The following is a 24,060-nucleotide window of genomic DNA, read 5'->3' on the forward strand; positions in this document are numbered from 1 at the left end:
GGTGGTTCTATGACAGGCTGGCTCAGAAGGTGAACCAGGATCGAGAACAATCACGGCACAGCCTCTCTTAGACAAGAGCAGAGAGAATTCAATCGGGCCGTCTCCTCTGACAACCCAGCATGAGTTAACCTCGGTGGCAACGAAGTTTTAGAAGTTGTTAGAGCGATATATATTTATGAGCAGCCTTGAGGGGGGAGTACAAATGGAAAGGTATTTTACAACGTGGACCGTCAGTCCAAGGTTCGGCCTAAGGAACAATTTCCTCACCCCACAGACACCAAACATAATTTTCAACGAGATAAAAGACCAGCTGGGGTCTCCAAAATTCCTACGACTTGGTGGTTTCTTTTCGTTTGGTGTGCGTGCGCTTCCGGAGGAGGTGTTGTGGCCGGAGGACGTTCCCAAGAACGACCCCTCCCTCAACAGCTACATGCAGGCCGCAGGTGTTCATGAGGCGATGACTATTGAGGTGCGGGTTTCCGACGGAAGTGACTCCTACACTCACTACACGGTGGCTCGCGAACCTGTGGCCGATCCCGAGGCGTGGACCACGGTGTCCTGGGACAACGGGAACCCCGAACCCTTCACCATCCAGGTTCACCCCGAGGAGGTCTTCACCGGTGAGCAGGCAGTCCCCATCTTCCAAACCTATATCGAGGACAACGCCCTACCACCGGCCAACCTGCTGCGCCGAATCGACGTCTAACCACCAACCTACCACCATGGCTCCGCACCCCACCCGGTGCGGAGCAGAATGTTCGGAACGGGTACATAAAGATGGCAATCAGGGGGGGGAGAGCGAGACGCGAAATTGGTAGAGTAGAAGCTACTGGCGCACCTTCCGAGATCACACCTAAAGTCGCTCAGATCTTCAACTAGCTATCGACAAGCCTTAGAAAGCCTGGGAAAGTACCATGAACCCTAGTAAGTCAAATGATGCAGGCTCGGAAACGTCAGGCTTTCGTTCGTACTCGGTCGATCAGGCATTGAATATCATTCGGTCAATAGCTGAGCATCGGTGGCCTATGACTGTTGACGAGGCGTTCTCGTTGCGAGATCAGTTCGGCTGGACACCTGCTCCTGACGACGGGAGGTTTTTCGTCACCCCTGTCAGCAACGGCGAGGAAGACGGAACTATAAGCATTGACCGAGAGAACAGAATTTACATATCGGGAATCCGGTTCAAATTAACTTCTCAGCTTCCTAAAGATGCAGATCCTAACACTCAGTCAGAAATACGGTCAGTATATTCGAGGTACGTCGAAGCCCTCACTATGAGATACGGCACAGGCGAAGCCAGATCTAGCAGTGACGTAGATGGTGTTTTGTGGCACCTGCCATCACGTGTGAGCGTCGACATCGGAATCACTCATCGATCTATTTCTGTCGTAATTGAATCGCCAGCGATGACCGCCCTCACTGAAGCTGAAGAGAAGTATTTCGCAGAGGGAGGGGAATTCTAGCTCTCGTCATGAGACTTAAAGTAGCTTCTCGTGAATCATCATGAGCAGGGGTATCTGTGAATGTCGAATACGGTAAATATGCAATGATGCTGTGGCGGCAAGAACCACAATGACCATACGCGGGGCACAGACGCATTAAACCCCGTAGCATGAATAGGGCAGGCGGGTAGCGTGCAGTGGTTTACGGTATTTCGCAGGTAAGGCGAGAGGAAAAATTGTGGGCGTTCATTACCTATATCCCGTTCTCAGTTCAGAGGATACCCTCATTGATGTCGAAGCTTTCTTACGTGAGGGTCAGCGAAAATGGCCCGGGTGTAAGACGGCGCAGTGGACCGCTGAGGAAGACCGCTTGACGGATGCCGACATCATTATTACCCCTGATGGGGCATCGACGATTATTAGTCATTTCGCTGATGGTCGGCTCATATCTGTTGATGGGGCAGATTTTGAGGAGGCCGTAGAGATTGCCGCGTGGGTGCGGTCTTTGAACCCAGACCCTGACGTGGTGCTATGGTTTACATCCAGTGCTTTCGATGGTCACACTGTCTTGACTCCGGGAATTACACCCCAGCAAGTGCTTGATCAGTGGGTGGATCATCGTGAGCATGACCCTTATGTGGAGTACCCTCAGTACTTCTCGTGAATGATGTACTCATAGTGAAAGGGGGCGAGGCTGATATGGGCGCGGTAGACCCTGAGATTATGGCGATACCGGCAAACTAGTAGTGATTGGTTGCTGCGGCAGCAGAGCTGGTTTTTAGAGCCGGATAGGAGATAGGAAGAGGCTAAGGCGCATGACAGATGAGGCTATTGGTGTACCCAGCGGGACAAATCGGGCTATGTCGGAATGGACGTGGCAGGACTACCTGAGCTGGGGGCAGGAGATTAACCAGGAGCGGATGGAGGCCGACTGGAAGGGCCTGTGGGACTACGCACCGCCCAATACAGGAGCCTCTGAAGAAACACTGGCACGTACTGAGGCTCAGCTGGGTTTTCGTTTGCCAAAGTCCTACCGTGACTTTCTCAAGGTAGCCGACGGCTGGCCCTGCTTCTACCAGGACATGACGATCTTCTCCACCAGTGACCTTCTTGGCGGCGAACTGCGTAGGCTGGGCGGGGTTCAGCTGGAGCTGGAGGAGTGCATTGAGGCTATGGCTTCAGACGGTGTTATCGCTGCTGACCATTTCATGGTTGCCGCCGCACAGGGGTCGATTGATATCGTTCTGATGGGGCGGCCCGGTACCCCAGCAGAGGGGACTGCCTCGTGGGTGCGCGGTGAAGTACTAGGACGCTACGACGATCTTCTGGACTATTACCTGTCTATGATGGAGTACAACAAGCTCGAAACCGCCGACCTCAGAAAGGACTTCGGCCCCAAGCCCGACGGCGTTCCCCACGCTGTCCTCGATACCCGCCCCAATGAAGGGGAAGACTGACGTAGTTCGCATAGCTAGGTGGGCTATGGCGTTCTCACGCCCGAGGCTGCTCAGCATCTTAAGAATCTATCGACAAGCTCTAAAAATCCCAGAAGAGAGACCGAATTCTCATATGTTAAATGAAGCAAACTCCACACCGTCAGGTTTTCGCGCGTATCCGGTCGAGCAAGCGGTGGCCATCATCCGAGCAATAGCTGAGCATCGATGGCCCATGACCGTCGAGGAGGCTTTCTCGCTGCGAGACCAGTTCGGGTGGACACCTGCTCCAGACAATGGAGAATTTTTCGTTACTCCCGTCAGCAACGGAGAGGAAGACGGCCACATAAGCCTAGACGTCAGTAACAACCAATTCGTATCCGGGATTTCTTTCCGCTTGACCAGCCTCGCATCCCCGGATCCAACCCCGGAAATTAGTGCATTGATACAGTCGGCACGTTCAGACTATATCGCCGGACTCACATCACTGTACGGGGCTGCAACCCCTGGCCCTAGCAGCGAAGTAGAGACCTTGGTTTGGCGTTTGCCGTCGCGCGCAAGTGTCGGTTTAGGAGTCGCTACAAGGCTTGTGTCCGCGACAATTGAATCGCCAGCGATGACTGATCTTACTGAAGCTGAAGAGAAGTATTTTGCGGAGGGCGGGGAGCTTTAACGCTGTGCGCCGCTGGTTTGCTGCCAGCTATTTTTTGGTTCTGGGTCCTTACCGTACCGGCTAGACTGCGTTCTACACTGGGAAGCGACGCATCTCTGCAAACTATTCACCGGGACTTTTCCCCGCGTAGGTTACCAACGGCGTTAGGGGCACATCACGCAGACGCGTTACCCTAGATACGTGTGGAAATTGGCGTTTACTCCCCGCTGGTTGGGCGGGCTTTTGCTGGCTCTCGTCTTCGTGACGGGGTTTGTTGCGCTCTCCAGCTGGCAGTTTAACGCCTCCACGTCGGGCCAGGTGCACGCGGACACTGCCAAAGATACTCTGCGGCCCTACACGGACATCCTGAAACCTCATGAGCCGGTCACTAATATTACTGTAGATACCGTGGTGCGGGCGAAGGGCAGCTACGTTGCGGGGTCTTCCATGCTGGTGGCGCACCGCCTCAACGATGGGGAACGCGGCTACTGGGTGCTGAGCGAATTCATCCCCGAAGGCACTGATACTGTGACCGCCCAGGGGAGCACCAAGCCCCGCGCTATTGTTGTGGCCCGCGCCTGGGTGAAAGGTGAAGGGGATGCGCCTGCGGCTATCCCCGCCGAGCCGACCGGCACCGTTGAGGTGGCGGGCCGGGTGGTTAACGCGCAGGGGCCCACCGAATATAAGCGCCAACAGCAGCGGATTCTTGAGAGCGCATCCCCGGCGCAGCTCAGTAACCTGTGGGATACGCCCCTATACGACGGGGTGCTGGCACTGGCCGCTGAGGTCCCCGAGGGGCAGACTATCCCCGTGACTGAGCATCATACGATTGCCGAGAATTCTACGGTGATCGGGCAGTCGCAGGATGTGCGGCCGATCCGCGCCACTCAGGCGGTGGATGATACGAGCGTGAACTGGCTGAATATTTTCTACTCGCTTGAATGGCTGATTTTCGCGGCGTTCGCCCTCTACCTGTGGGGCCGCATGCTTAAGGATGCGGCGCACCGCGCCGCCGAACCCGCCGAATACACCCAGTATTTCGAGTACGAGGGCGAATACTTTGTGGAGGAGGCCACCGGACGCCCCTACTATTGGGACCCTGCCGATAAGCAATACTATTTCTTCGACGACGCCCCCAGCGCCTCCTCTCCGGGAGAGCCCCACACGAAAAAATAAGAACGACCGTTCTTCATAGCTAGGTTTTGCATCACCACTGCACACACGAAAGGTGAATATGAGTAAAGAACACGGTTCCGAGACAGATAGCACACCCACCCCTGGGGCACCCCAGCCGGTGGAACGCACCGACGGGCGCAAAGTCACCCTGTCCCCGAACGCCTCAAAGGCACCTGCGGACGGGGCCGGGCATGCGCCCCAGGGCGGGTTTACGGTGCGCAAAAAATTCGGTGGTACGCAGGCGCAGATTCGTTCGGCGCTCACCTTCTATAAATGGTGCGCCTGGATATCCGGTACCTTCCTGCTGCTGCTGGTTCTTGAGATGATCAGCCGTTACGTGCTGGGCTTCGACCTGGTAGCCGGTGGTACGGAGGCGGCAAGCGGCAAGTCTGTGGCCTTGGGGGTGCTGAACCGCGAAACCGGTAATCTCACCGGCGGGGTGAACATCTCCACCCTGGTGCTTATTATTCACGGCTGGTTCTACGTGATCTATTTAGTGTCATGCTTCCGTATCTGGCTGCTCATGCGCTGGGGTATAGCCCAGTTTATTGTGATGGCGCTCGGCGGCGTGGTGCCGTTCCTCTCATTCATTGTTGAGAAGCGCATCCACGCAGAAACCCTGGCGCAGCTTGACGCTAACCCGCAGGCGACTAAGCGGTACTAGGCCCCTGGCGCCGGTGAGAACCGCCACGAGAACTGTTGTGAGAGCACCACATAAAACCTTTATCTCTCCCGTAGAATAGAAATACAAGACTTCGCGCGCTCGCGCGGAATTTCGACCTGACACGTGAGGAAAATCCGTGACCGACTCTGTACACCCGGATCAGCTTGAAGAGCGTCCGGTTCTGGTGGTAGATTACGGTGCCCAGTATGCGCAGCTTATTGCTCGTCGCGTGCGTGAGGCGGGTATCTACTCTGAAATCGTTCCCCACTCTATGAGCACCGAAAAGATGCTCGCTAAAAACCCCGCCGCGATTGTGCTTTCGGGCGGGCCTTCATCGGTGTATGCCGATGGCGCCCCCCGCGGCGATAGGGCACTATTTGAGGCTGGCGTGCCGGTCTTCGGCATCTGCTACGGTTTTCAGGTGATGGCGCAAACCTTGGGCGGTACCGTGGCGCAGACTGGTTCCCGTGAATACGGCGCAACCGACGCAACTTTGTGTGCAGTTGATTCTTCGTTCCTCACTGGCACCCCGCAGACGCAGAACGTGTGGATGTCGCACGGCGATTCCGTGACCGAAGCCCCCGCCGGGTTTGAGGTTCTGGCGCAGACCCCGGGTGCGTCCGTGGCGGCGTTCGTGGATGAGCACCGCAAGCTGGGCGGCGTGCAGTGGCACCCCGAGGTGAAGCACTCCGACTACGGCCAGGTTGCGCTTGAGAATTTCCTGTATAACATTGCTGGGCTTAAACCCACCTGGTCAACCGCCAATATTATTGAGGAACAGGTTGCGAAGATTCGTGAGCAGGTTGGCGAAGACCGCGTGATTTGTGCGCTTTCTGGCGGCGTGGATTCTTCTGTTGCTGCGGCTCTCGTGCATAAGGCCGTGGGCGATCAGTTGACTTGCTTCTTTATCGACCACGGGCTGCTGCGCGCGGGTGAGCGTGAACAGGTTGAGCAGGATTACGCCGCGTCAATGGGTATCCGTGTGATTACCATTGACGAGTCAGAGCGTTTCCTCACCGCATTGGCTGGCGTGAGTGATCCCGAGCAGAAGCGTAAGATTATTGGCCGCGAGTTCATTCGCTCCTTTGAGCAGGCCGAGCGCAAGCTCATTGAGGAAGCGGGCGAAGAGGGCGCGCAGATCAAGTTCCTGGTGCAGGGCACCCTGTACCCGGATGTGGTTGAATCCGGCGGCGGCGAGGGTGCGGCGAATATTAAATCGCATCACAATGTGGGTGGTCTGCCTGAGGACTTGGCGTTTGAGCTGGTCGAGCCGCTGCGTACCCTGTTTAAGGATGAGGTTCGCGCGATTGGTCGTCAGCTGGGTGTTCCCGAGAAGATCGTGGCGCGTCAGCCGTTCCCCGGCCCCGGTCTGGGTATCCGCATTGTGGGTGAGGTGACCCGCGAGAACCTTGAGACCCTGCGCGCGGCGGATGCGATTGTGCGTGAAGAGCTGACCGCCGCCGGTCAGGACGAGCATATTTGGCAGTGCCCCGTGGTTCTTCTCTCCGGTGTGCGTTCGGTGGGCGTGCAGGGCGATGGCCGCACTTACGGGCATCCGATTGTGCTGCGCCCGGTTTCTTCAGAGGATGCGATGACTGCCGACTGGTCGCGCCTGCCCTATGATCTGCTGGCAAAAATCTCGAACCGGATTACGAACGAAGTCAAAGACGTGAACCGTGTGGTGCTGGATGTAACCTCCAAACCCCCAGGAACCATTGAGTGGGAGTAACACACTAGGGGAGTAGCCGCCTAGAGTTTCACCCAGTTTTGGATAGGTAAGCCGCCCGGTGTGTTCTGAGCTGTCAGGATGCGCCGGGCGGCTTTGTATTTCTCGTGAAGGCTTGTGGCATGACTTTGGAAGACTTCTTCAATTTCTTCTGCAACAGAGCACAGTTTCGGATATCCATTGATGGGAATGTAAAAGTCTGAAGCGTACTTGGTAACAGGTGTAGGCTTGGTTGCGAGAAAATCCTGCTGGTGTTCTCGATATTGTTCTGCTTGTGGTTTTGCCGGGGCTCAAACCTGCAAAGTGAATAAACCTTACAATAAGTGTTACCAGCATAATGAGAAAAGCAGTACCAATAACTGATAATATCGGCTTTCCCATCATGAGAAATGGGGATGGTGTTATAGATAAGAGTCACGCACTATTAGGGGCAGGAATCGTTGTTTTTACTGTCCTCTAGGGGTGCCTCTAATGATTAACCCTCAGTTTTTTCTGAAAGTTGGGTGGTCTTCTTAATACTATTCGTCATGATGATAATCGTTAAGATGCCCAAAATAACCTCGTAAAGGGCTACTATAACCCCCACTATTGTAAAAGAGCTCTCGGCAGATGAAGATGGATCAAGAATCCGCTCTAGCATAAACGGCACATAGGTAACCTCGGAGATCGGGGCAACAATAAGGCCGTAAATATTGGCGCCTCGTATCCACCGAAACTTGACTGATTTCCTAAACCGCATAAACGCGACAACCTGCAAGATAACGTGAACTATATAGGGCAGTGCAATAATGATTAAAATAGTTATGATAGTCAGGGAAATATTATCAATCTCATGAATCAAACCGAAAATAAATCCACCGACAAGAAAAACCAGTATGATAAGCGCAGGAATAATAATTAGAATATTCTTGATAGCCTGTGCGATGAGAAGAGGCTCGCGGGTGTTGGGGTCTATATCAAACTGTTGTGATATGCGTTTATGAGGCTCTTCCTTTCCCTCAGCGCCCTGAGACCCCCGGGATGCCTGGGGATCCAAGGACATCTTACCGTCGGCACCTTCTAAGCCATACAGCTGTGTATATTTTGGCTCTTGTTGGGAATTCTCCGGATTATTCGATGCACTTTGCTTTTCCACGGGAGGCTGCGGATCATTATTATCAGCGGTTGAAAAATTCTTATCGGTGCTCATTGCTGTTCACCCTTATCTTTCTTCTGCGACCTAACTTTAACGTGCTGCCAAGGAATTTCTACAATCGGATCTTCATGATGCTTCTTCAAGGATTCTGATTCATCACCCAACTCGTACGCCTTTCCCGGAGAACCGTTTAGAGCATCGTCATATATTCGAGGTTTAGCGACAGTGACTCTCTTATCCTGAAAAGCATGAGGATATTTCCTTTTAATCACGGTTATCGTAACGATCATAAAAATGCTCATGATCGCTTCAAGCACGCAGGCACCTAGCATCCACCACAACGGTCGAACATCAGCATTTGGAACCGACGTCTCAATCACGAACAATGTATAAAAAGCGCCAAGAGGCGCAACAATTAGCAAGCTATAAACATTAGTTCCCCTAACCCAAGCGAGCCGAGTTTCTTTCTCTGCCCGTGACCATGCCACAGCCTGCAAAACAAAATACAAACCAAAAGGCGAAAAAAGGATTAGGACTAAAGGATTAGAGAGCAATGGCAGTAACAGCACTACCAATATGAGCTCAAGAGCAGTCCTTATAATCTGCACAGTTATAAGAGCAGGAGGAAACGAGTTCTGCTTCTCAGTCGAATCTGCCGCTAATTCTTTCTTGACATCATGAACATCTTGAGTCTGAATTGTTCCATGCTCAGGTTTTGAAAGGTCTTTATTAGTAGTCACAGCTTCACCCTAAGCTTATAGCCTGGGTATTCAGTGGAAGCTCCCTGAATATTCTCAAAAATAATGTTTTCAATTTTCCTAAAATCAAACAGGTTATTTATGTGAATAAAGCAGGGTTTCTAACGCTTTATGGGGTATCTATTAGTGGGGTACTCCCTAGATAACAGTAAATCGGGATCGCAGATTTTCTTCGGAGTGTAGGCTGCGTTCTCACCGCAAATGTCTGCTCCCGTTTTTATTTTCCCTCTATCCCGTTTCCCGCCAGCACCTGTCCTGAGTATTGACAACCAGTTGTCATATTTGTAAACTGGTTGTCATAATTGCTGCTGGAGGAAAAATGGATGCTTCATTACTGAGCGAACTCGTGGTGCAGATCTTCCGTATGAACGGGGCACTCACCACATGGGGAGACCGGTTCGCCGCCGAAAGCGGCCTCACAACAGCGCGCTGGCAGGTATTAGGCGCAATCTCAATGGCGAAAGAACCGAGTACATCACCTCAAATCGCTGAACGCATGGGAATAACCCGGCAGGGTGTGCAAAAGCAGCTCAACCTCCTGCGGGATGAGGGGCTGGTTATGCCCATCGAAAACCCCGCGCATAAACGTTCCCCGCGGTACTCTTTGACCGAACACGGCGAGCGGAAACTAGCGGAAATCCGCAAACGCTGGCGCCAGCAGGTTGAACAGTGGAGCGGGGGGCATCAGCATGAATCTGTGAGTGCCGCTCTTAAAACCCTAGACGTTTTATCTCAGCAGCTTAAGGAATAAAACACATACGAAAAGCTACCGGCGGAGGTTTAGATATGAATCCCGTTCTATTAACCGTAAACACTATTTCTGCACTCGTAACAATCGCCAGCGCATTTTTGGCGATATATCGTCCAGGGCTTATGGTTCACGCTTCTTCTGTTGATGCTAATGCTCGTTTCTATGTGTATATGTATGCTGTGCGCGCCATACCGGCCGGAATAGCCGTGCTTATTGCACCCTTCTATTTTCGAGGCGGTGCCGTTTCCCTGCTTCTTGTGACTTTTGCGGTCATGCAGGTGGGTGACGCATTGATTGGCTGCACCCGCAAAGAATGGGGCATGGTGCTTTTCCCTTCACTTAGCGCGGTGATTCATACAGTTGTTGCCTGTGCAGTACCGGGCGTATAGAGGCCATCCGCTGGGGTCGCCGAACTTTGGGAACTGTGCGTATAATTTCTGCTCCTATACAGCTCGGCCGAGGTGGAAAAGTGCTCTCTTTCTGCGGCTGCGTTTAGACTATTGTACAGTTGGTGCAAGAATATAAAGGAGAAATATGCTGCAAAAGATGGTGACCGAAGCTGTCATTCACGATTTTTACGGTCTGCAAAAACTGGCAGGGGAGAAAACCATCTACGGCTGCGCCTTAGTGACAGACAGCGACTTCGGCTCGGTCTTTATGAGCATGAACACCGTACGTGAAGCGGGCGACCCCACAAGCTACGACTGGGATATATACAGCTGGGAGTACACTAGCGACCAGCTCAATAACAGTAAACTGCCGGGGGTGAGCAAGAAACTGTGGCGGCTGCTGGATCGTTCAGGAGATTCACTGCAAGACACCGTTCTGCCCGTGTTTGTTCAAGCCCTCAAACACCTGCAACAAGATGTTGCGCGCACCGGGTGCGATACCGACACCATCTGCTTTTTCGTGACCATAACAGATGACGACAATGCCGAAAATATAGAAAATATGACTGCACGCGATATTAACTCAGGCCGAACCCTCAACGCTTTCCTCACCCGGCCATAGGCATCCGGTCATAACTAAATGCAGCATAAACCTGGGAACTATAAAAGCACGCAAAAACAGCTCCCGCACTGTGTGCATGTGTGCTCAAGCTCCTGTGAATGAGACAAGAGCGCCGGGAGTACTACACGGTTTAGCCCCTCAGCAGCGTATAAAAATGCTGTTGGTACCGCAGCACCGGGGGAGTGCGCCGTAACAATCACGACCGGTACGGCAGAACATAACCCCTAGTCGGCGCGATAATGGACACACTATTTCCTTCAACCTTCCCCTGCTGCTACACCTAAAACTCACCTAAAGATTGCAGGATGTGTGAGTGGAAAATGTAAAGAATGTGCGTATAGAATTGAGAATAAAGAAACTTCCGGGCCATAAAAAGACCACCTCAACTAAACACTAAAAGAAACCTGCAACACCTTTTCGCGGGTATTTCTTAGCCTTACTTTAGTCGGGTAGTCTGCGATGGGGAGTACCATAAACACATACTCCACTATTCACTCAGCGATGGAGCTACCAATGTCACTCAACTACGAAAATATAACCCCGTCACGGTCCGCAAAAAAATATGCGTGGACTGGCGGGTTCCACAGGGGCTCAGCTGAGCACCTGGCGTACCGGCGTGCCCGCCGCGCCGAACGCGAAGAAGCAGTCGATAAAGTCATTAATGTTCTTTCCGTCGGATGCGCAGGCATCCTTGGGTGGGTGATCCTGCCGTGCACACTCCTGTGGTCGTTCACGGTACTATTCGCCCCCGCCGCCCCCGCCACCGCGCAGCTGGTCTCCACAGGGGAGACCATCACGGAGCAGCTGGGAACATCGAATCAGCTCTCACTATGGGTACTGCTGGGCGTACCGTTCCTGCTGGTGTCGCTGGCACTCGTGCTGAACTTTGGGCTGGGCCCATACTCGCTGTACTTTATGCGTGAAACCGCCGTCGCAACCCGCATCAAAACCCTGCTGCTGGGTCTGCCGTTTACCCTGGCGGTGGGGTCGCTGATCGCGTGGCTCATGGCAGACGGGGCCGCACTGGGGGTCTAAAGCACACCCCGCCCCAGAGGTCTTCGGGCGTACCCCCAGCAGATGGTTTTTCTATTCAGAAAAGTTTTTGTACTCAGAGAATTAATATGGCTTCTGAATACAAAAACCTTCGCTGTAGACGGGGTTACGGAGCTCACCCTACAATGAGGGGAAGTACCCGCCAGAAGACAATAAATAAAAGGAGCGTGCACCGTGAAAACCCTAGGCATTATCGGCGGCATGAGCCCTGAGAGCACCGCCCTGTACTACCGAATCATTAACCGTGAGGTCAACCGCCGCCTCGGAGGCAACCGCAGCGCCGACATTGTGATGCACAGCGTAGATTTTGAGGAAGTCGTACGTCTGCAAAAAAGCGGTGACTGGGAAGCCGCCGGGGCTCTACTGGCGGCAAGCGCCGCAAAACTTGAAGGTGCGGGTGCGCAGCTGCTGCTGGTGGCCACGAACACCATGCACAAGGTTGCCCCCGCAATAGAGCGCGCCACCACCGTACCGCTACTGCACGTAGTTGACGCCACCGCCACCGCCATCCAAAGGCAGGGGCTGCAGAGGGTGGGGCTGCTGGGCACAACCTTCACCATGAGCGACGGGTTCTACACCGAGCGCATGGTGGCGCAAGGAATCCAGACGATCGTACCGACCGAACCGGAACAAGCAGAGACTAGCCGCATCATCTTTGAACAGCTGTGCCTGGGCCGTGTGGAGCCTGAAGCCGTGCAGTATCTTCAGCAGGTCATTACAGGGCTGAAGGAGCAGGGCGCCCAAGGCGTGATTCTGGGGTGCACCGAACTCTGCCTGGCGGTGGATGAGGACAAGACCCCGCTACCGGTCTTTGACAGCACCACCATTCACGCGCTCGCGGCGGTAGAGGCAGTGTTAACGCCGCCGCTTACCGCATAAACCCCGCTTCTTGACCGAAATAAATAACTGTTCCCCATGAAAAGACTAGCTGCAGCCCTTGAACATACAGTTCCGCCGCCACTTATAGGGGCACTGTGCGCCTTACTGATGTGGCTCATCTGCGGGATGCCGCCGCTGACAGGCAGGCCACCGCTGCTGCTGGTTCCCGCCCTTGCACTGGTTGTACTCGGCCTAACGGTAGACGCGGCGGGGGTGCTGTCATTTAGACGTGCCCGCACCACAGTGAACCCGTTCGCCCCCGAACGCACCGTAAACATTGTCTCCTCCGGAATATACCGTTTAAGCCGCAACCCCATGTACTTGGGCATGGCCTGCATACTTACCGGGTGGGCGGTGTGGCTGTGGCAGGTGCAGGCTGTGCTCGGGGTGGTGCTTTTCGTTGCCTGGATAACGCGTTTTCAGATTATTCCCGAAGAGCGGATTCTCACCCAGAAGTTCGGTACAGAATACCGGCAGTACCGCCAGCGGGTGCGGCGCTGGGTATAGCCCAGCACCTGCCAAAACTGTGTATGGCTGGCTTACGTACATACATCCTGCCAACCGAAACTCTGAATGGTTCGGGGACTCACTATCGTATGTGTGCCTTTTACAGGATAGACTTAATAGCGGTGGGCTCTCATGAAAGACGGTGATATTCATGAATCGTATCTCGACCTATTTTCTCGATCTTGAAGGCATTAAAACCGCGTACTACAGTACGGAGGGTGAAGGCACGCCTATCGTGCTCCTTCATGGTGGCGGGGTGGATCACGCCATGCTCTCCTGGAAAACGATCATGCAGACCTGGACCGGGTCTCAGCCTTTAGTTGCCCTGGATCTGCCGGGGTATGGCAACAGCGATAAACCCGAATTAGAGTACTCGCTGAGTTTCTACACGGGCTTCCTCAAGGCCTTCCTTGATACTTTGAACGCTCAAAATGTTACCTTGTGTGGCCTTTCAATGGGCGGCGCCATTGCTTTGCAATATGCGCTACGGTATCCGGACTATATTGGCAAGCTGGTGCTGGTAGCGCCTTGGGGTGTGTCCGCTTCATATTCACTTATGGGACGGTTGATGGTGCGTTTGCCACTCAATCAGGTGGCATATAAAACCTTGCAGAATAGGTGGCTGGCAAAGAACATTATTGCCGGGTCACTGATTGGGAATCGCGAGAAAATTACCCCCGAAATTCTGGATGAGGTGCAAACTGCCGCCCATTCGAAAGACGCGGCACGAGTTTTTCAATCATTTCAGATCAGTGAGCTGTGGGGAGAACATCCGGTCGGGCACCTAATACCGCTTCTGTCACAGATCAAGGCGCCAACCCTATTTATTCAAGGGGATAAGGACCCCGGCGTCAAAGTCGGTGATGTGAAGCAGGCAGCCGCATCTATGCCGAATACACGGGTCGAAATTTTTGAGCATCATAAGCATTGGGTTCAGAAAGAGAGCCCCGAACGGTTTGTGGATATAGTGCGCGACTTCATCGAATCGTAACTCTTGTCATACTGAACGAACAGCATAAAATGAACCCCGGGAAGCACATTGAGAACAAGATTTTCTGGTGCTCGGTAGGAACAACAGTATCGGCCGGGCAGGCAAAAAACATCTCTGATTAGGGAAGACGCTCAGGTACTTTTACAGGTTGTACCAAAAACCACGTGTATGTTACTGCCGCAGCGGCGCTATTCTGGCTCTCTGACGAGGCCAGCTACGTGATGGGAAGCTCATAGACGGTGGACGGTGGACTGATCATGCAGTAGCGTTTTGCCGCTAAACCGGTGTGCAAGTATACGCGGGCGGCTTAGGGCTGAGGAGGAGAGAGGTGAGCGATAAAAAGCTACTTAACACGGTCGCCCCGTTCACCAACTTCCGCACGCGCATCCGCAAATGGAGGAGGGCGGCGCAGGTATAAATCCCAAGTTTTGTATAACGGCGCCTTCGTCTGGCAACAGAGGAAATCAGGATTTTATCTGTAAAAAGTGTAAAATATTGCAGATATTATAGATACTTTGTAATCTGGAGTGACGACTACAAGTCAGAGGAGGCGCTACCGTGACTATTACAGACACACTTGCCCAGCCCTTTGCAGAGGTCAGGCAAGATGCTGAGGAGCTCCGTGACGTCAAAACTTTGGCTGCGGAACTTGCTACAGCTGACGCAAAACATATTTCTATTCAGGTGAGTATTGAGGGAGATAAAGCGAAAGAACTCGGGCCCAAGCTGAATTCACTGATCGCAGAGATGATTACGATGCTCGCTAATGACCAGGAGCCTAGCCTGGTGAGCGTTCCACAAGAGTTAACGACGACAGTTGCCGCAAAGCGCCTTGGGATTTCCCGTCCAACTTTAATGAAGCTTATCCGTGAAGGGAAAATTCCAGCCCACAAAGTGCGCTCACACGTGCGTCTTTTAACAGCGGATGTTGATGCATTCCGTCAGAAACAGCTTCAAAAGCAAATTGATGCCTTTAATAAACTTCGTGACTTCGAGCATGAAATGGGTCTCTAAAGTGAAAGAACAGGGCTAACGTGGAGACGTACCGTGTTTTGCTTGATGCCAATATCTTAATGTCAAAAACTCTGCGGGACTGGATTCTGAAGTCTGCACTCTATTCGCAAGGTAGATTTCAAGTCCTAATTTCACAAGGAATATTAGACGAATGGGGAAACCATACACGGAACAACAACCCCACTCTTGATGACGGGGTTATTGAAAAATGGCGACGGCAGATCATTGAATCCTGTGGAGGTAACGACTGTATACTTCGAGGTTTTCCTGTACCCGAGATACCCGGCTATCCTGACCCCGAGGACCTGCACATTCATGCTGCTGCAATTGCAGGAGATGTTGATGCCTTAGCAACGAATGATAAAGCCCTTATCGCATACGGGCGTTCGGAGGCAGGCGAGAACCTGGGATACGACATCATGAGCGCCGATAATATCCTAATGCAGCTCGTGGATTTTACGGTGCCTGATTTTTGGGTTCAGCTATATCTCTCAGAGGTGAGGTATTGGTTAGATCGCCAGGGAAACGTTGATTTAATATCTCAGCTTCGTCAATCGCAGGCGGAAAAGTTTGCCGATTATCTTTTGAAAAATGTTGTTAATATACCGCGTGTCCGTGTAACTGTTGACCGAATGATCGCAAAACGGTGTAGGTAAATCTTGTGGATTATGTCCTACCTGTAGAAATGCTCTCCACATTTAGTGGAGAGCATTTCTACAGGAAAAGAACCAGAAGAGTTCTACTGCACGATGCGGTAGACCTTCGCTTCGTAGGGGCGTAGGGTGGTGCCCGCATCGGTCGGCGTGCCGGTGTCATCCCGGTAGTTGGAATGCACCAGTTCGACGGACGCCCCGGCTGCACGCGCATCATCCAGCAGAGAGAAGGTGCGCTCCACCGACTCCGACGTGAAGTTAGAAACCACGAGCAGGGACTGGGTCGCGTCGGTGCCGTCCGGGCCGCCGGTACGGGTGTAGGCGTACACCGCCTCATCCTCGGAGTGCGGAGCCTCAACCGAATCTACGGGTGTGAACGAACCGTACACCATCAAATCTTTGAGCTCACCGCGGCGCAGCTTCGCCAATTCCTGATAGTGGTAGAACACCGAATCCTGATCGTCCAGGGCAGCCTGCGCATTAATCTGTGGGTAGTTCGGGTTCACCTTCAGCCACGGCTCGACTCCCTCGTTCGTGAACCCACCGTTCGCCGAGCCGTCCCATTGCATGGGGGTGCGGGCGTTATCGCGACCCTTAATGTAGATGGCGCGCATCGCATCCTCATGGCTGAGCCGCTGATGATCCACGTGCATATCCTCGTAGAAACGAATCGAATCGCCGTCGCGGTAGTCGTCGATCGATTCGAACCGCACATTGGTCATCCCCAGTTCCTCGCCCTGATAAATATAGGGGGTTCCCTGCATAAAATGTAGGGTGGTTGCCAACTGCTTCGCTGAAAGCACCCGAAACTCGGGGGAATCGTTGCCGAACCGTGAGACCACGCGCGGCTGATCGTGGTTATTCCAGTACAGCGAACCCCACGCCTTGCCCTCAAGCTTCGTCTGCCACTCGTTCAGAATGCGCTTAAGCTCGGTCAGCTTGTACGGCGCATACGACCACTTGCCGCCCAGCGAACCTTCGGGGTCGTTATCGACGCCCATATGGTCGAAGTGGAAGAGCATCTGCAGTTCGCCCGCATCGTAGCCCGCCCACAGCTTCGCGTCCTCAGGGCTGGTCGCGCTCGTTTCGCCCACGGTCATCACATCGTACTTCGAGAACGCCTCACGGTTGAGCTCTTTCATCCACGGATGCACCATCGTGCCGTTCGCAATCACAAACGGGATCGACGACGTATGCTTCTCAAAATCAGTGGAAGGATCATCCGGGAAACCTTCGGGCTTAGAAATAATGTTGATGGCGTCCAGCCGGAAACCATCCACGCCCTTATCGAGCCACCAGCGCACCATCGCATACAGGTCTTCGCGCACCTTCGGGTTCGCCCAGTTCAGATCGGGCTGTTCCTTGAAGAAAATGTGCAGGTAGAACTGCTGCGTGCCCTCGTCCCACTCCCAGGCGGAGCCACCGAATTCGGAAGCCCAGTTATTCGGAGGAATCGGGGAGCCGTTCTCGTCAAACCCGTTGGGGTCTTTCCACATGTAGTAGTCGCGGTACGGGTTATCTTTCGAGGAACGAGACTGCACAAACCACGGATGCTGATCCGAAGTATGGTTCGCCACCAAATCCATCAGAATTTTGATGCCGTGCTCATGTGCGGTCGCCAGCAGCTCATCGAAATCTTCCATTGTTCCGAAATCGCTCATAATGTCGAAGTAGTCGGAAATATCGTAACCGTTATCAACGTTCGGCGAATCAAACACGGGGGAGAGCCAGATAACGTTAATGCCCAGTTTCGCCAGGTACGGGATTTTTTCGGTAATACCGGGCAGGTCACCGATACCGTCGCCATTGGAGTCGTTGAAGGAACGCGGGTACACCTGGTAGACCACCGCTTCCTTCCACCACTGCCGCCCGGCGTAGGAAGGAACCGCACGCTCTTCAGTCGTGGTTTCACTACTCATCAGAAGCCTTTCGTTAAGGGGTGCGTCGTTCGGCCCAGCGGGAAAACCCGTAAGCCGCATCGCCGCAGGTATGTCTGCAAAACTTTCAGTCAGGGTGCGCCAGCGCGCCATCCGCCGCGCACTCTACGCCCTACCGGTACAGATACACCTTCGCCTCATAGGGGCGCAGAGTGGTGCCTTCGTCCGTGAACTCGCCATGCTCATTCCGGTAGTTTGAGCTGATCAGCTCGGGTGCTTCTGCCATAGCCGCAAGCTCCTCAAGTTTCAGCACGCTCGGGTTCTTGAGCGCCAAAGAAGCGAGCTGACCGTCTGCATAGGGCAAAGACAGCGTATCTTGGGTGAAATTAGCAACCACCAGCAGGGCGCGTTCGCCGGATGCGGCGGCGTCCTCCGCTGAATTCACACGCAGGTAGGCGTACACCTGCTCATCCTCGGGGTCGAGCACACGGTATTCGCCGGTGAGCACGATGGGGTGCTCTTTGCGCAGATGGATCAGGTCGCTGTAGTGGTAGAAAATAGAATCATCGTTCGCCAATTCTTCGGCGGCGTTAATGTCGGTATACCGCGGGTTCACCTTCAGCCACGGGGTGCCGGTCGTGAAGCCCGCATTGTCGCTTGCATCCCACTGCATGGGGGTTCGCGCGTTATCTCGGCCCGAAGCGCTGATGTACCGCAGCATATCCTCGGGGCTAACCCGCTGGGACTCCACCACGTATTTACGCCAGGAATCATGGATTTCAAGGTCGTTGTAGTCATCTACCGAGTCGAAGAAAACATTGGTCATACCCAGCTCTTCACCCTGATAGATGTAGGGGGTTCCCTGCATCATGTGCAGAACCGTGCCGAGCATCTTACCGCTGACCTCACGGAACTCGGGGGAGTCATTGCCGAAACGTGAAACCGTGCGCGGCTGGTCATGGTTATTCCAGTACAGCGAATTCCATCCGCGACCGTGCAGCCCCGTCTGCCAGTGGGTGAGAACCTTCTTCAAATCCACCAGGTTAAAACGATTATCCGACCATTTGCCGGTGGCGCCGCCTGCGCTGGCATCCACATCCATATGCTCGAACTGGAACACCATCTGCAGTTCGTGGCGGTCAAAGCCGGTGTACAGGGCGGCATCTTCCACGCTCACGCAGGGAGTCTCACCCACGGTCATCACCGGGTATTTGCTGAGTACCTCGCGGTTCATTTCGCGCAGGAACTCGTGCACGCGCGGACCGTTCGCGGCGGCTGCCAGAGAATTATCTAGCCCTCCTGCGGTGACGGCGGGGTCATCCGGGAAGGAAAGATCCTTAGAAATCAGGTTAATAACGTCCATGCGGAAACCGTCGACTCCCTTATCAAGCCAGAACCGCATAATGTCGTAGACCTCTTCACGTACTTTCGGGTTTTCCCAGTTGAGGTCGGGCTGCTTCACCGAAAAATAGTGCAGGTAGAACTGCTGAGTGCCCTCGTCCCATTCCCAGACCGATGGTGAGAAACAGGAAATCCAGTTATTCGGCGGAATCGGGGTGCCGTCTTCTGTGAACCCGGCAGGGTCACGCCACACATAGTAGTCGCGGTACGGGTTATCCTTAGCCGATCGTGCCTGACGGAACCATTCGTGCTCATCCGAGGTGTGGTTCACCACCAAATCCATCATAAGCTTGATGCCGTGCTCATGTGCGGTCGCCAGCAGTTCGTCGAAATCGGCCATCGTACCGAACTCGGTCATAATCGCCCGATAATCCGAAATATCGTAGCCATTATCGTCATTCGGCGAGGCGTAAATCGGGGAAAGCCAGATAACATCTATACCCAGCTTCGCCAGGTACGGAATTTTTTCGGTGATGCCGGGCAGATCGCCAATGCCGTCGCCATTGGAGTCGTTGAAGGAACGCGGGTAGATCTGGTACACAACGGGCTGCTGCCACCACTGAATTTCGGTTTTCATGGGCTGTCCTTCCACGGAATATATATCAAATAAAGGTCTGAAAGCGGGATCGGTCGCTCAGTTGCGGCACCCTGCAGCTACCGCACTATCCGGGTTGAGCCTGTGACGGCAACGGCACGGGGTGCATCCTGGCGGTGGGCTCGAAACTCGACTCGTCAAGCTCTACCAGCACGCCGCTGTGATCGGAAATCGCCTTAGGAGAATTATCGCGGAATACCACTGCATGCGAAAGTACCTTCACCGTGCGGTCGGCAAACACGAAGTCGATGCGCTTGGCATCCTCCTGCCCTTCCCACCCGGCAATACCACGATGTACGGTGAATTCGCCGTCGGTACTCTGGGCAATCTCGCGGGTGTCCACCAGGCCGGAAGAAAGTGCCAGATCGTACCCTTCGCCGCGCACCTGCGCCGCTGTGTTGAAATCGCCGCCCATCAGAACGGGTGCATCCTGACCGCGCTCGGTGAGGGCCTGCGAAAGCCGCGCAAACTCCTGTGCAAAAAGCGGTTCGCCCTGAAAATCCCACCACGACATATGGGCGCTTGCACACCATACGGACCCCGCATCGGTACCCACCCGAACCGCGAGAGAAGACCTGCGTTCAACCCGGTCGTAGCTGTACTGCGGGCTCATCACAAGAGGATCGATGCGTTCAATAGGCACGCGAGAAAGCACCGCCACACACTCGTCATACCGATCCCACCCAATATGTGTTTCGGTCAGCGCCCATTCGTAGTGAACCCCTAAATCAGCCAGGAACCGAACCAGCAGCAGTGCATAATTATCCTCACGGATAGGAATACCGGCCCCGCCCTGGTACCCCAGTGGAGTATCCACAATAGGGGAGTGCAGGTACTGGTTGACCTCCTGCAACGCAATAACATCAACCTGACGGTCGGCAATAAAACGGGCAAGCTCATGAATCTTAACGATCTGGTGAGGCTCGCACCAGCTGTGGGTATTCAAGGTAAGAAAAAGCATAGGTATGTAGTTTTCGAGAGGTCGTGCGTTCAATAACACCACGCCACCTGCCACGGTGGGGCGGGCTACGGTTACATGCTACAAGAGAAACACCGTTTCAAAGCACTAAAAAACCGTGACAGTAGGTTAGTATTTTTACCCGGTACCGGGAGATGTTTCATGTTATGAAAAAATATGTCTAATCTCCCGCAACAGACGTGTAGCCCCGCCAAAAGGTGGGATGATGGTGCCATTCAAATACTGATGACATTCGCGCGGGCGCGTGTGCCTGCGTATTTTCTCGTAACCCGAAAGGCGTAAGCCTCATGATGGAAAAAGTTCAGAGGTTCGGTTCGGCCATGCTGGCCCCCGTGCTTCTTTTTGCCTTCGCCGGTTTGGCGGTTGGTATTGGCAAAGTTGCCACCCTAGAGAACATCGTTGGTCCTCTAGCTAATGAAGACACGATGTGGTTTAAAATCTGGGATGTCTGGCTCTCTGGCGCCTGGACCGTCTTCACTCAGATGGAGCTGCTCTTCGTGCTCGGCCTGCCGATTGCGCTCGCTAAGACCGCAAACGCCCGCGCCGTGCTCGAAGCTGGCATGGTCTACCTGACCTTCAACTACCTGAGCGGGACAATGCTCAAGTACTGGGGCCAAGACAGCGGTGGTATCTTCCAGCTCAACTACGGAGTGGATATTTCCGAGTCCGCCGCCGGTACCGGCCTGAAAATGATCGCCGGTATTAAGACCATTGACACCGGTATCTTTGGTGCGATTATTATCTCCGCCATCGTGGTGTGGGTACATAACCGCTGGTTCGATAAGAAGCTGCCCGACTTCCTGGGTATTTTCCAGGGCACCCAGTACGTGTACGCCGTGTGCTTCTTCCTCATGTTCCCCGTCGCGTTCCTCTTCACCCTGCTGTGGCCCTACGCCCAGCACGGTATTGAAAGCATGCAGGGGTTCTTCATCGCCTCCGGCGCGCTCGGTGTGTGGATCTACACCTTCTTGGAGCGCTTCCTCATCCCGACCGGTCTGCACCACTTCATCTACTCGCCGTTCATGTTCGGCAACGCCGTAACCCCCAACGGCATTGCGAAGGACTGGCCGACCCACCTGAGCGAATTCGCGCAGAGCGACAAGCCCCTGCGTGAGCTCTTCCCCGGCGGCGGCTTCGCACTGCACGGCAACTCCAAGGTGTTCGCACCGGCAGGTATTGCGGCGGCCTTCTACACCACCGCACGGCCCGAGAAGCGTAAAGAGGTTCTCGCCCTGGTGCTGCCCGTGAGCCTCACCGCGATGCTCATCGGCATTACCGAGCCGCTGGAATTCACCTTCCTGTTCGTGGCACCCCCGCTGTTCGCAGTGCACGCTGTGCTGGCTGCAACCATGGCGTCGATCATGTACATGTTCGGGCTTTCAGGCAACATGGGCGGCGGCTTGCTGGATAACTTCATCTTCCTCAACTGGGTTCCGCTGTGGCAGAACCACTGGCCGACCTACCTCATGCAGATCGGCGTGGGCCTGTGCTTCACCGTCATCTACTTCCTGCTCTTCCGCTTCCTGATCCTGAAGTTCGACTTCAAGACCCCCGGCCGTGAGGCTGAGGGCGGCGAAACGAAGCTGTACTCGAAAGCCGAGTACAAGGCCGCCAAGGCTGCCGAGAAGAAGGGCGGCGCATCCGCAGAAGACGGCGACACTGACCTGTACGCACCGCGTGCGGCTGGTTTCCTCGAACTGCTCGGCGGTGCCGACAACATCACCACCGTGAACAACTGCGCCACCCGCCTGCGCGTGTCGGTGGCCGATGAATCCCTGGTCGACACCTCGGATGCCGCGTTCAAGGACGCCGGTGCTCTTGGTATCGTACGCAAGGGTAAGGCATTCCAGGTGATCGTGGGCATGGACGTTCCGCAGGTTCGCGAACGTTTTGAAACCATGGTGAACACCAAAGCCTAAAACGTGAGCTGGGCTAAAACCCGCATCACGCGATAACACCACAAGGCTCCTGAGCCGCAGACGTTGTAATATTTTTAATATTGCTTGTCAGCGATTCAGGAGCCTTGAGTGGATTTACAAGATGTGGTGAATGCAAACCAGCACCGCTTCAGCGGTACAGAACGCGAGATTCTGGCGTTTATGCTCGACAACGAAAAGTTCGTTGCCGAAGCCACCATCAGCTCCCTCGCGCACAAAACCTACACCTCAACCAGCTCCATTATTCGCCTCACCAAGAAACTGAACTTCTCAGGCTTTGCGGAGCTGAAATACTTCATTAAATCCTCCCTCACCCGCTCCGAACCCTACAACCCCAGGTTTATTGAGAGCGGTAAAGAAGACATCCTGCGAACCTACGACTACCTCGAACACATGGAGCTGTCGAAGCTCCTCGAAAAAATGCACGACGCCCGCACCATCTACTGCTTCGGCACCGGGTACGCCCAACGCAACGCCGTGCAAGAGTTCGCCAAATCCATGCAGGTGTGCGGCAAATTCTGTCACGTCATCCCAGCCCGCAACGAGTTTGAGAGCACCATGACCTCCATGACCACCAACGATTTGGTGATCCTCGTATCGTTCTCCGGGCAGACAGAGAACATGCGCGAACACGTAAAAATGCTTGCCCTGCGCAAAATCCCCATGGTCGCGGTCACCGCCCTCGGAGTGAACTACATGTCCTCCCACGCCGAATACTCACTGCACTACCAGAGCACCCCCACGCAGATCACCGGCCAGCGCGGCCCCTACAACTCATTCGTGGCGCTCTCAGTGCTGCTGGACTACCTGGTGCGCCGGTACATCGACCACATTGAGACCCGAAACCCCCAGCGGCAGCCCGGCGGGAACGAAACAGACCCGGGCACCGGCCCGGCAGAACCCACCGCCGACTAACCCCCCAGAAAGCACACAAGACATGAACATCTTCGCCGCGCTTGACGACGACCGTAAACTCCGCCGTTTCCTCTTCTGGTACTGGCTCCTGGTGCCCTTCGCGCTCTTCGCCTGGATTCTGCTTGGCGCCGCGAACTCCAATATGACCTTCCAGCAGGCGCTTAACATTCCCTTCTTCGCTGTCGCGTTCCTCAACGGGTGCCTGACGATCCTGCTCGCGGGACTCTTCAAACTCGCTGGAAGCGAAAACGAACGCACCGAACGCGTCTTCACCCTCTACGCCCTCGCGGTGCAGATAGTGGTGGGGAACCTGCCCGGCGCACTCGCCTGCTACCTGCTGCTGCGCGCCACCCGCGACTGGGATGAGACCGAAAAATTTGCGCCCACCTACCGTTGGGTCCTCATCGCCGCCATGGTATTTTTGGGGATGGTGAGTCTGCTGGTTCTCGCGGCGAACATCCGCCTCTGGACAAGCTAAACACACACCTTAGCTGCTACAAGGCCGCATAGG

General features: G+C 54.3%; 26 protein-coding genes. 21 read left to right on the forward strand and 5 right to left on the reverse strand.

Annotated elements, in window-relative coordinates:
• Positions 1 to 379: 379 nt before the first annotated feature.
• The 8 genes from D8M23_RS00255 (at position 380) to guaA (ending at position 7,096) form a co-directional block, all read left to right on the forward strand.
• Positions 380 to 706 (forward strand): NTP pyrophosphohydrolase, encoded by a 327-nt coding sequence (locus tag D8M23_RS00255; RefSeq protein ID WP_202976109.1) that lies wholly within the window; start codon positions 380 to 382, stop codon positions 704 to 706.
• Positions 707 to 914: 208 nt separating this feature from the next.
• Positions 915 to 1,463, forward strand: coding sequence for a DUF6301 family protein (locus D8M23_RS00260; RefSeq protein WP_126852986.1), 549 nt, complete (start codon positions 915 to 917; stop codon positions 1,461 to 1,463).
• A 217-nt stretch (positions 1,464 to 1,680) separates the two neighbouring features.
• Entirely contained in the window at positions 1,681 to 2,106 is a 426-nt protein-coding gene (locus D8M23_RS00265; protein ID WP_126852988.1) for a hypothetical protein, read from the forward strand.
• 151 nt (positions 2,107 to 2,257) lie between these two features.
• Positions 2,258 to 2,899, forward strand: a complete 642-nt coding sequence (locus D8M23_RS00270; protein ID WP_126852990.1) for an SMI1/KNR4 family protein — start codon at positions 2,258 to 2,260, stop codon at positions 2,897 to 2,899.
• Positions 2,900 to 3,011: 112 nt separating this feature from the next.
• Complete coding sequence (locus D8M23_RS00275; protein ID WP_126852992.1) at positions 3,012 to 3,548, forward strand: DUF6301 family protein; 537 nt, start codon at positions 3,012 to 3,014, stop codon at positions 3,546 to 3,548.
• Between the two features lie 180 nt (positions 3,549 to 3,728).
• Positions 3,729 to 4,703, forward strand: a complete 975-nt coding sequence (locus D8M23_RS00280) for an SURF1 family protein (RefSeq protein WP_126852994.1) — start codon at positions 3,729 to 3,731, stop codon at positions 4,701 to 4,703.
• 58 nt (positions 4,704 to 4,761) lie between these two features.
• Entirely contained in the window at positions 4,762 to 5,367 is a 606-nt protein-coding gene (locus D8M23_RS00285) for a DUF3817 domain-containing protein (protein WP_006888714.1), read from the forward strand.
• Between the two features lie 136 nt (positions 5,368 to 5,503).
• Positions 5,504 to 7,096, forward strand: coding sequence for a glutamine-hydrolyzing GMP synthase (guaA, locus tag D8M23_RS00290; RefSeq protein WP_094757588.1), 1,593 nt, complete (start codon positions 5,504 to 5,506; stop codon positions 7,094 to 7,096).
• 472 nt (positions 7,097 to 7,568) lie between these two features.
• On the opposite strand, the gene D8M23_RS00295 is transcribed toward guaA, so the two are convergent.
• Both D8M23_RS00295 and D8M23_RS00300 read right to left on the reverse strand, forming a co-directional pair.
• Positions 7,569 to 8,282 (reverse strand): uracil phosphoribosyltransferase, encoded by a 714-nt coding sequence (locus D8M23_RS00295; RefSeq protein ID WP_126852996.1) that lies wholly within the window; start codon positions 8,280 to 8,282, stop codon positions 7,569 to 7,571.
• On the reverse strand, positions 8,279 to 8,968 hold the full coding sequence (locus D8M23_RS00300) for a hypothetical protein (RefSeq protein ID WP_126852998.1): 690 nt from the start codon (positions 8,966 to 8,968) through the stop codon (positions 8,279 to 8,281). Before D8M23_RS00300 ends, D8M23_RS00295 begins: the two co-directional genes overlap by 4 nt.
• Before the next feature lie 337 nt (positions 8,969 to 9,305).
• Here D8M23_RS00300 and D8M23_RS00305 point away from each other — a divergent pair, with 337 nt between their 5' ends.
• From D8M23_RS00305 to D8M23_RS00345, 10 genes are all read left to right on the forward strand, one after another.
• A complete protein-coding gene (locus D8M23_RS00305) occupies positions 9,306 to 9,737 on the forward strand; it encodes a MarR family winged helix-turn-helix transcriptional regulator (protein WP_126852999.1) in 432 nt (143 codons plus the stop codon).
• Between the two features lie 35 nt (positions 9,738 to 9,772).
• Positions 9,773 to 10,126, forward strand: coding sequence for a hypothetical protein (locus D8M23_RS00310; protein WP_126853001.1), 354 nt, complete (start codon positions 9,773 to 9,775; stop codon positions 10,124 to 10,126).
• A gap of 145 nt (positions 10,127 to 10,271) precedes the next feature.
• Positions 10,272 to 10,748: a DUF4303 domain-containing protein gene (locus D8M23_RS00315; RefSeq protein WP_126853003.1), complete on the forward strand. Its 477-nt coding sequence runs from the start codon at positions 10,272 to 10,274 to the stop codon at positions 10,746 to 10,748.
• A 513-nt stretch (positions 10,749 to 11,261) separates the two neighbouring features.
• Positions 11,262 to 11,783 carry a hypothetical protein gene (locus D8M23_RS00320; protein WP_037234656.1) on the forward strand — a complete coding sequence of 174 codons (522 nt, stop codon included), beginning with the start codon at positions 11,262 to 11,264 and terminating at the stop codon, positions 11,781 to 11,783.
• A gap of 192 nt (positions 11,784 to 11,975) precedes the next feature.
• Positions 11,976 to 12,680, forward strand: a complete 705-nt coding sequence (locus D8M23_RS00325; RefSeq protein WP_126853004.1) for an aspartate/glutamate racemase family protein — start codon at positions 11,976 to 11,978, stop codon at positions 12,678 to 12,680.
• 36 nt (positions 12,681 to 12,716) lie between these two features.
• Positions 12,717 to 13,187 carry a methyltransferase family protein gene (locus tag D8M23_RS00330; protein WP_126853006.1) on the forward strand — a complete coding sequence of 157 codons (471 nt, stop codon included), beginning with the start codon at positions 12,717 to 12,719 and terminating at the stop codon, positions 13,185 to 13,187.
• A gap of 151 nt (positions 13,188 to 13,338) precedes the next feature.
• Positions 13,339 to 14,178, forward strand: a complete 840-nt coding sequence (locus D8M23_RS00335; protein WP_126853008.1) for an alpha/beta fold hydrolase — start codon at positions 13,339 to 13,341, stop codon at positions 14,176 to 14,178.
• 328 nt (positions 14,179 to 14,506) lie between these two features.
• Positions 14,507 to 14,596 carry a ClbS/DfsB family four-helix bundle protein gene (locus D8M23_RS12005; protein WP_148110466.1) on the forward strand — a complete coding sequence of 30 codons (90 nt, stop codon included), beginning with the start codon at positions 14,507 to 14,509 and terminating at the stop codon, positions 14,594 to 14,596.
• Positions 14,597 to 14,736: 140 nt separating this feature from the next.
• Positions 14,737 to 15,192, forward strand: a complete 456-nt coding sequence (locus tag D8M23_RS00340) for a helix-turn-helix domain-containing protein (protein WP_126853010.1) — start codon at positions 14,737 to 14,739, stop codon at positions 15,190 to 15,192.
• A gap of 20 nt (positions 15,193 to 15,212) precedes the next feature.
• Positions 15,213 to 15,848, forward strand: a complete 636-nt coding sequence (locus D8M23_RS00345; protein ID WP_126853012.1) for a PIN domain-containing protein — start codon at positions 15,213 to 15,215, stop codon at positions 15,846 to 15,848.
• An 83-nt stretch (positions 15,849 to 15,931) separates the two neighbouring features.
• Here the strand turns inward: D8M23_RS00345 and D8M23_RS00350 are convergent, their stop codons facing one another.
• From D8M23_RS00350 to D8M23_RS00360, 3 genes are all read right to left on the reverse strand, one after another.
• Positions 15,932 to 17,764, reverse strand: a complete 1,833-nt coding sequence (locus tag D8M23_RS00350) for a glycoside hydrolase family 13 protein (RefSeq protein ID WP_126853014.1) — start codon at positions 17,762 to 17,764, stop codon at positions 15,932 to 15,934.
• Between the two features lie 130 nt (positions 17,765 to 17,894).
• Positions 17,895 to 19,700, reverse strand: a complete 1,806-nt coding sequence (locus tag D8M23_RS00355) for a glycoside hydrolase family 13 protein (RefSeq protein ID WP_126853016.1) — start codon at positions 19,698 to 19,700, stop codon at positions 17,895 to 17,897.
• 85 nt (positions 19,701 to 19,785) lie between these two features.
• Complete coding sequence (locus tag D8M23_RS00360; RefSeq protein WP_126853018.1) at positions 19,786 to 20,679, reverse strand: endonuclease/exonuclease/phosphatase family protein; 894 nt, start codon at positions 20,677 to 20,679, stop codon at positions 19,786 to 19,788.
• A 305-nt stretch (positions 20,680 to 20,984) separates the two neighbouring features.
• On the opposite strand from D8M23_RS00360, the gene D8M23_RS00365 reads away from it, so the two are divergent.
• The 3 genes from D8M23_RS00365 to D8M23_RS00375 all read left to right on the forward strand — a co-directional run bounded on the left by D8M23_RS00365 (position 20,985) and on the right by D8M23_RS00375 (position 24,027).
• Entirely contained in the window at positions 20,985 to 22,616 is a 1,632-nt protein-coding gene (locus D8M23_RS00365) for an alpha-glucoside-specific PTS transporter subunit IIBC (protein ID WP_126853020.1), read from the forward strand.
• Between the two features lie 108 nt (positions 22,617 to 22,724).
• A complete protein-coding gene (locus D8M23_RS00370; protein ID WP_126500365.1) occupies positions 22,725 to 23,549 on the forward strand; it encodes a MurR/RpiR family transcriptional regulator in 825 nt (274 codons plus the stop codon).
• 22 nt (positions 23,550 to 23,571) lie between these two features.
• The gene (locus D8M23_RS00375; RefSeq protein ID WP_037234671.1) at positions 23,572 to 24,027 is read left to right on the forward strand and encodes a hypothetical protein; all 456 of its coding nucleotides are present in this window, start codon (positions 23,572 to 23,574) and stop codon (positions 24,025 to 24,027) included.
• Positions 24,028 to 24,060: the final 33 nt, after the last annotated feature.

The organism is Rothia sp. HSID18067 (assembly GCF_003989445.1).
Lineage (GTDB): Bacteria > Actinomycetota > Actinomycetes > Actinomycetales > Micrococcaceae > Rothia > Rothia aeria.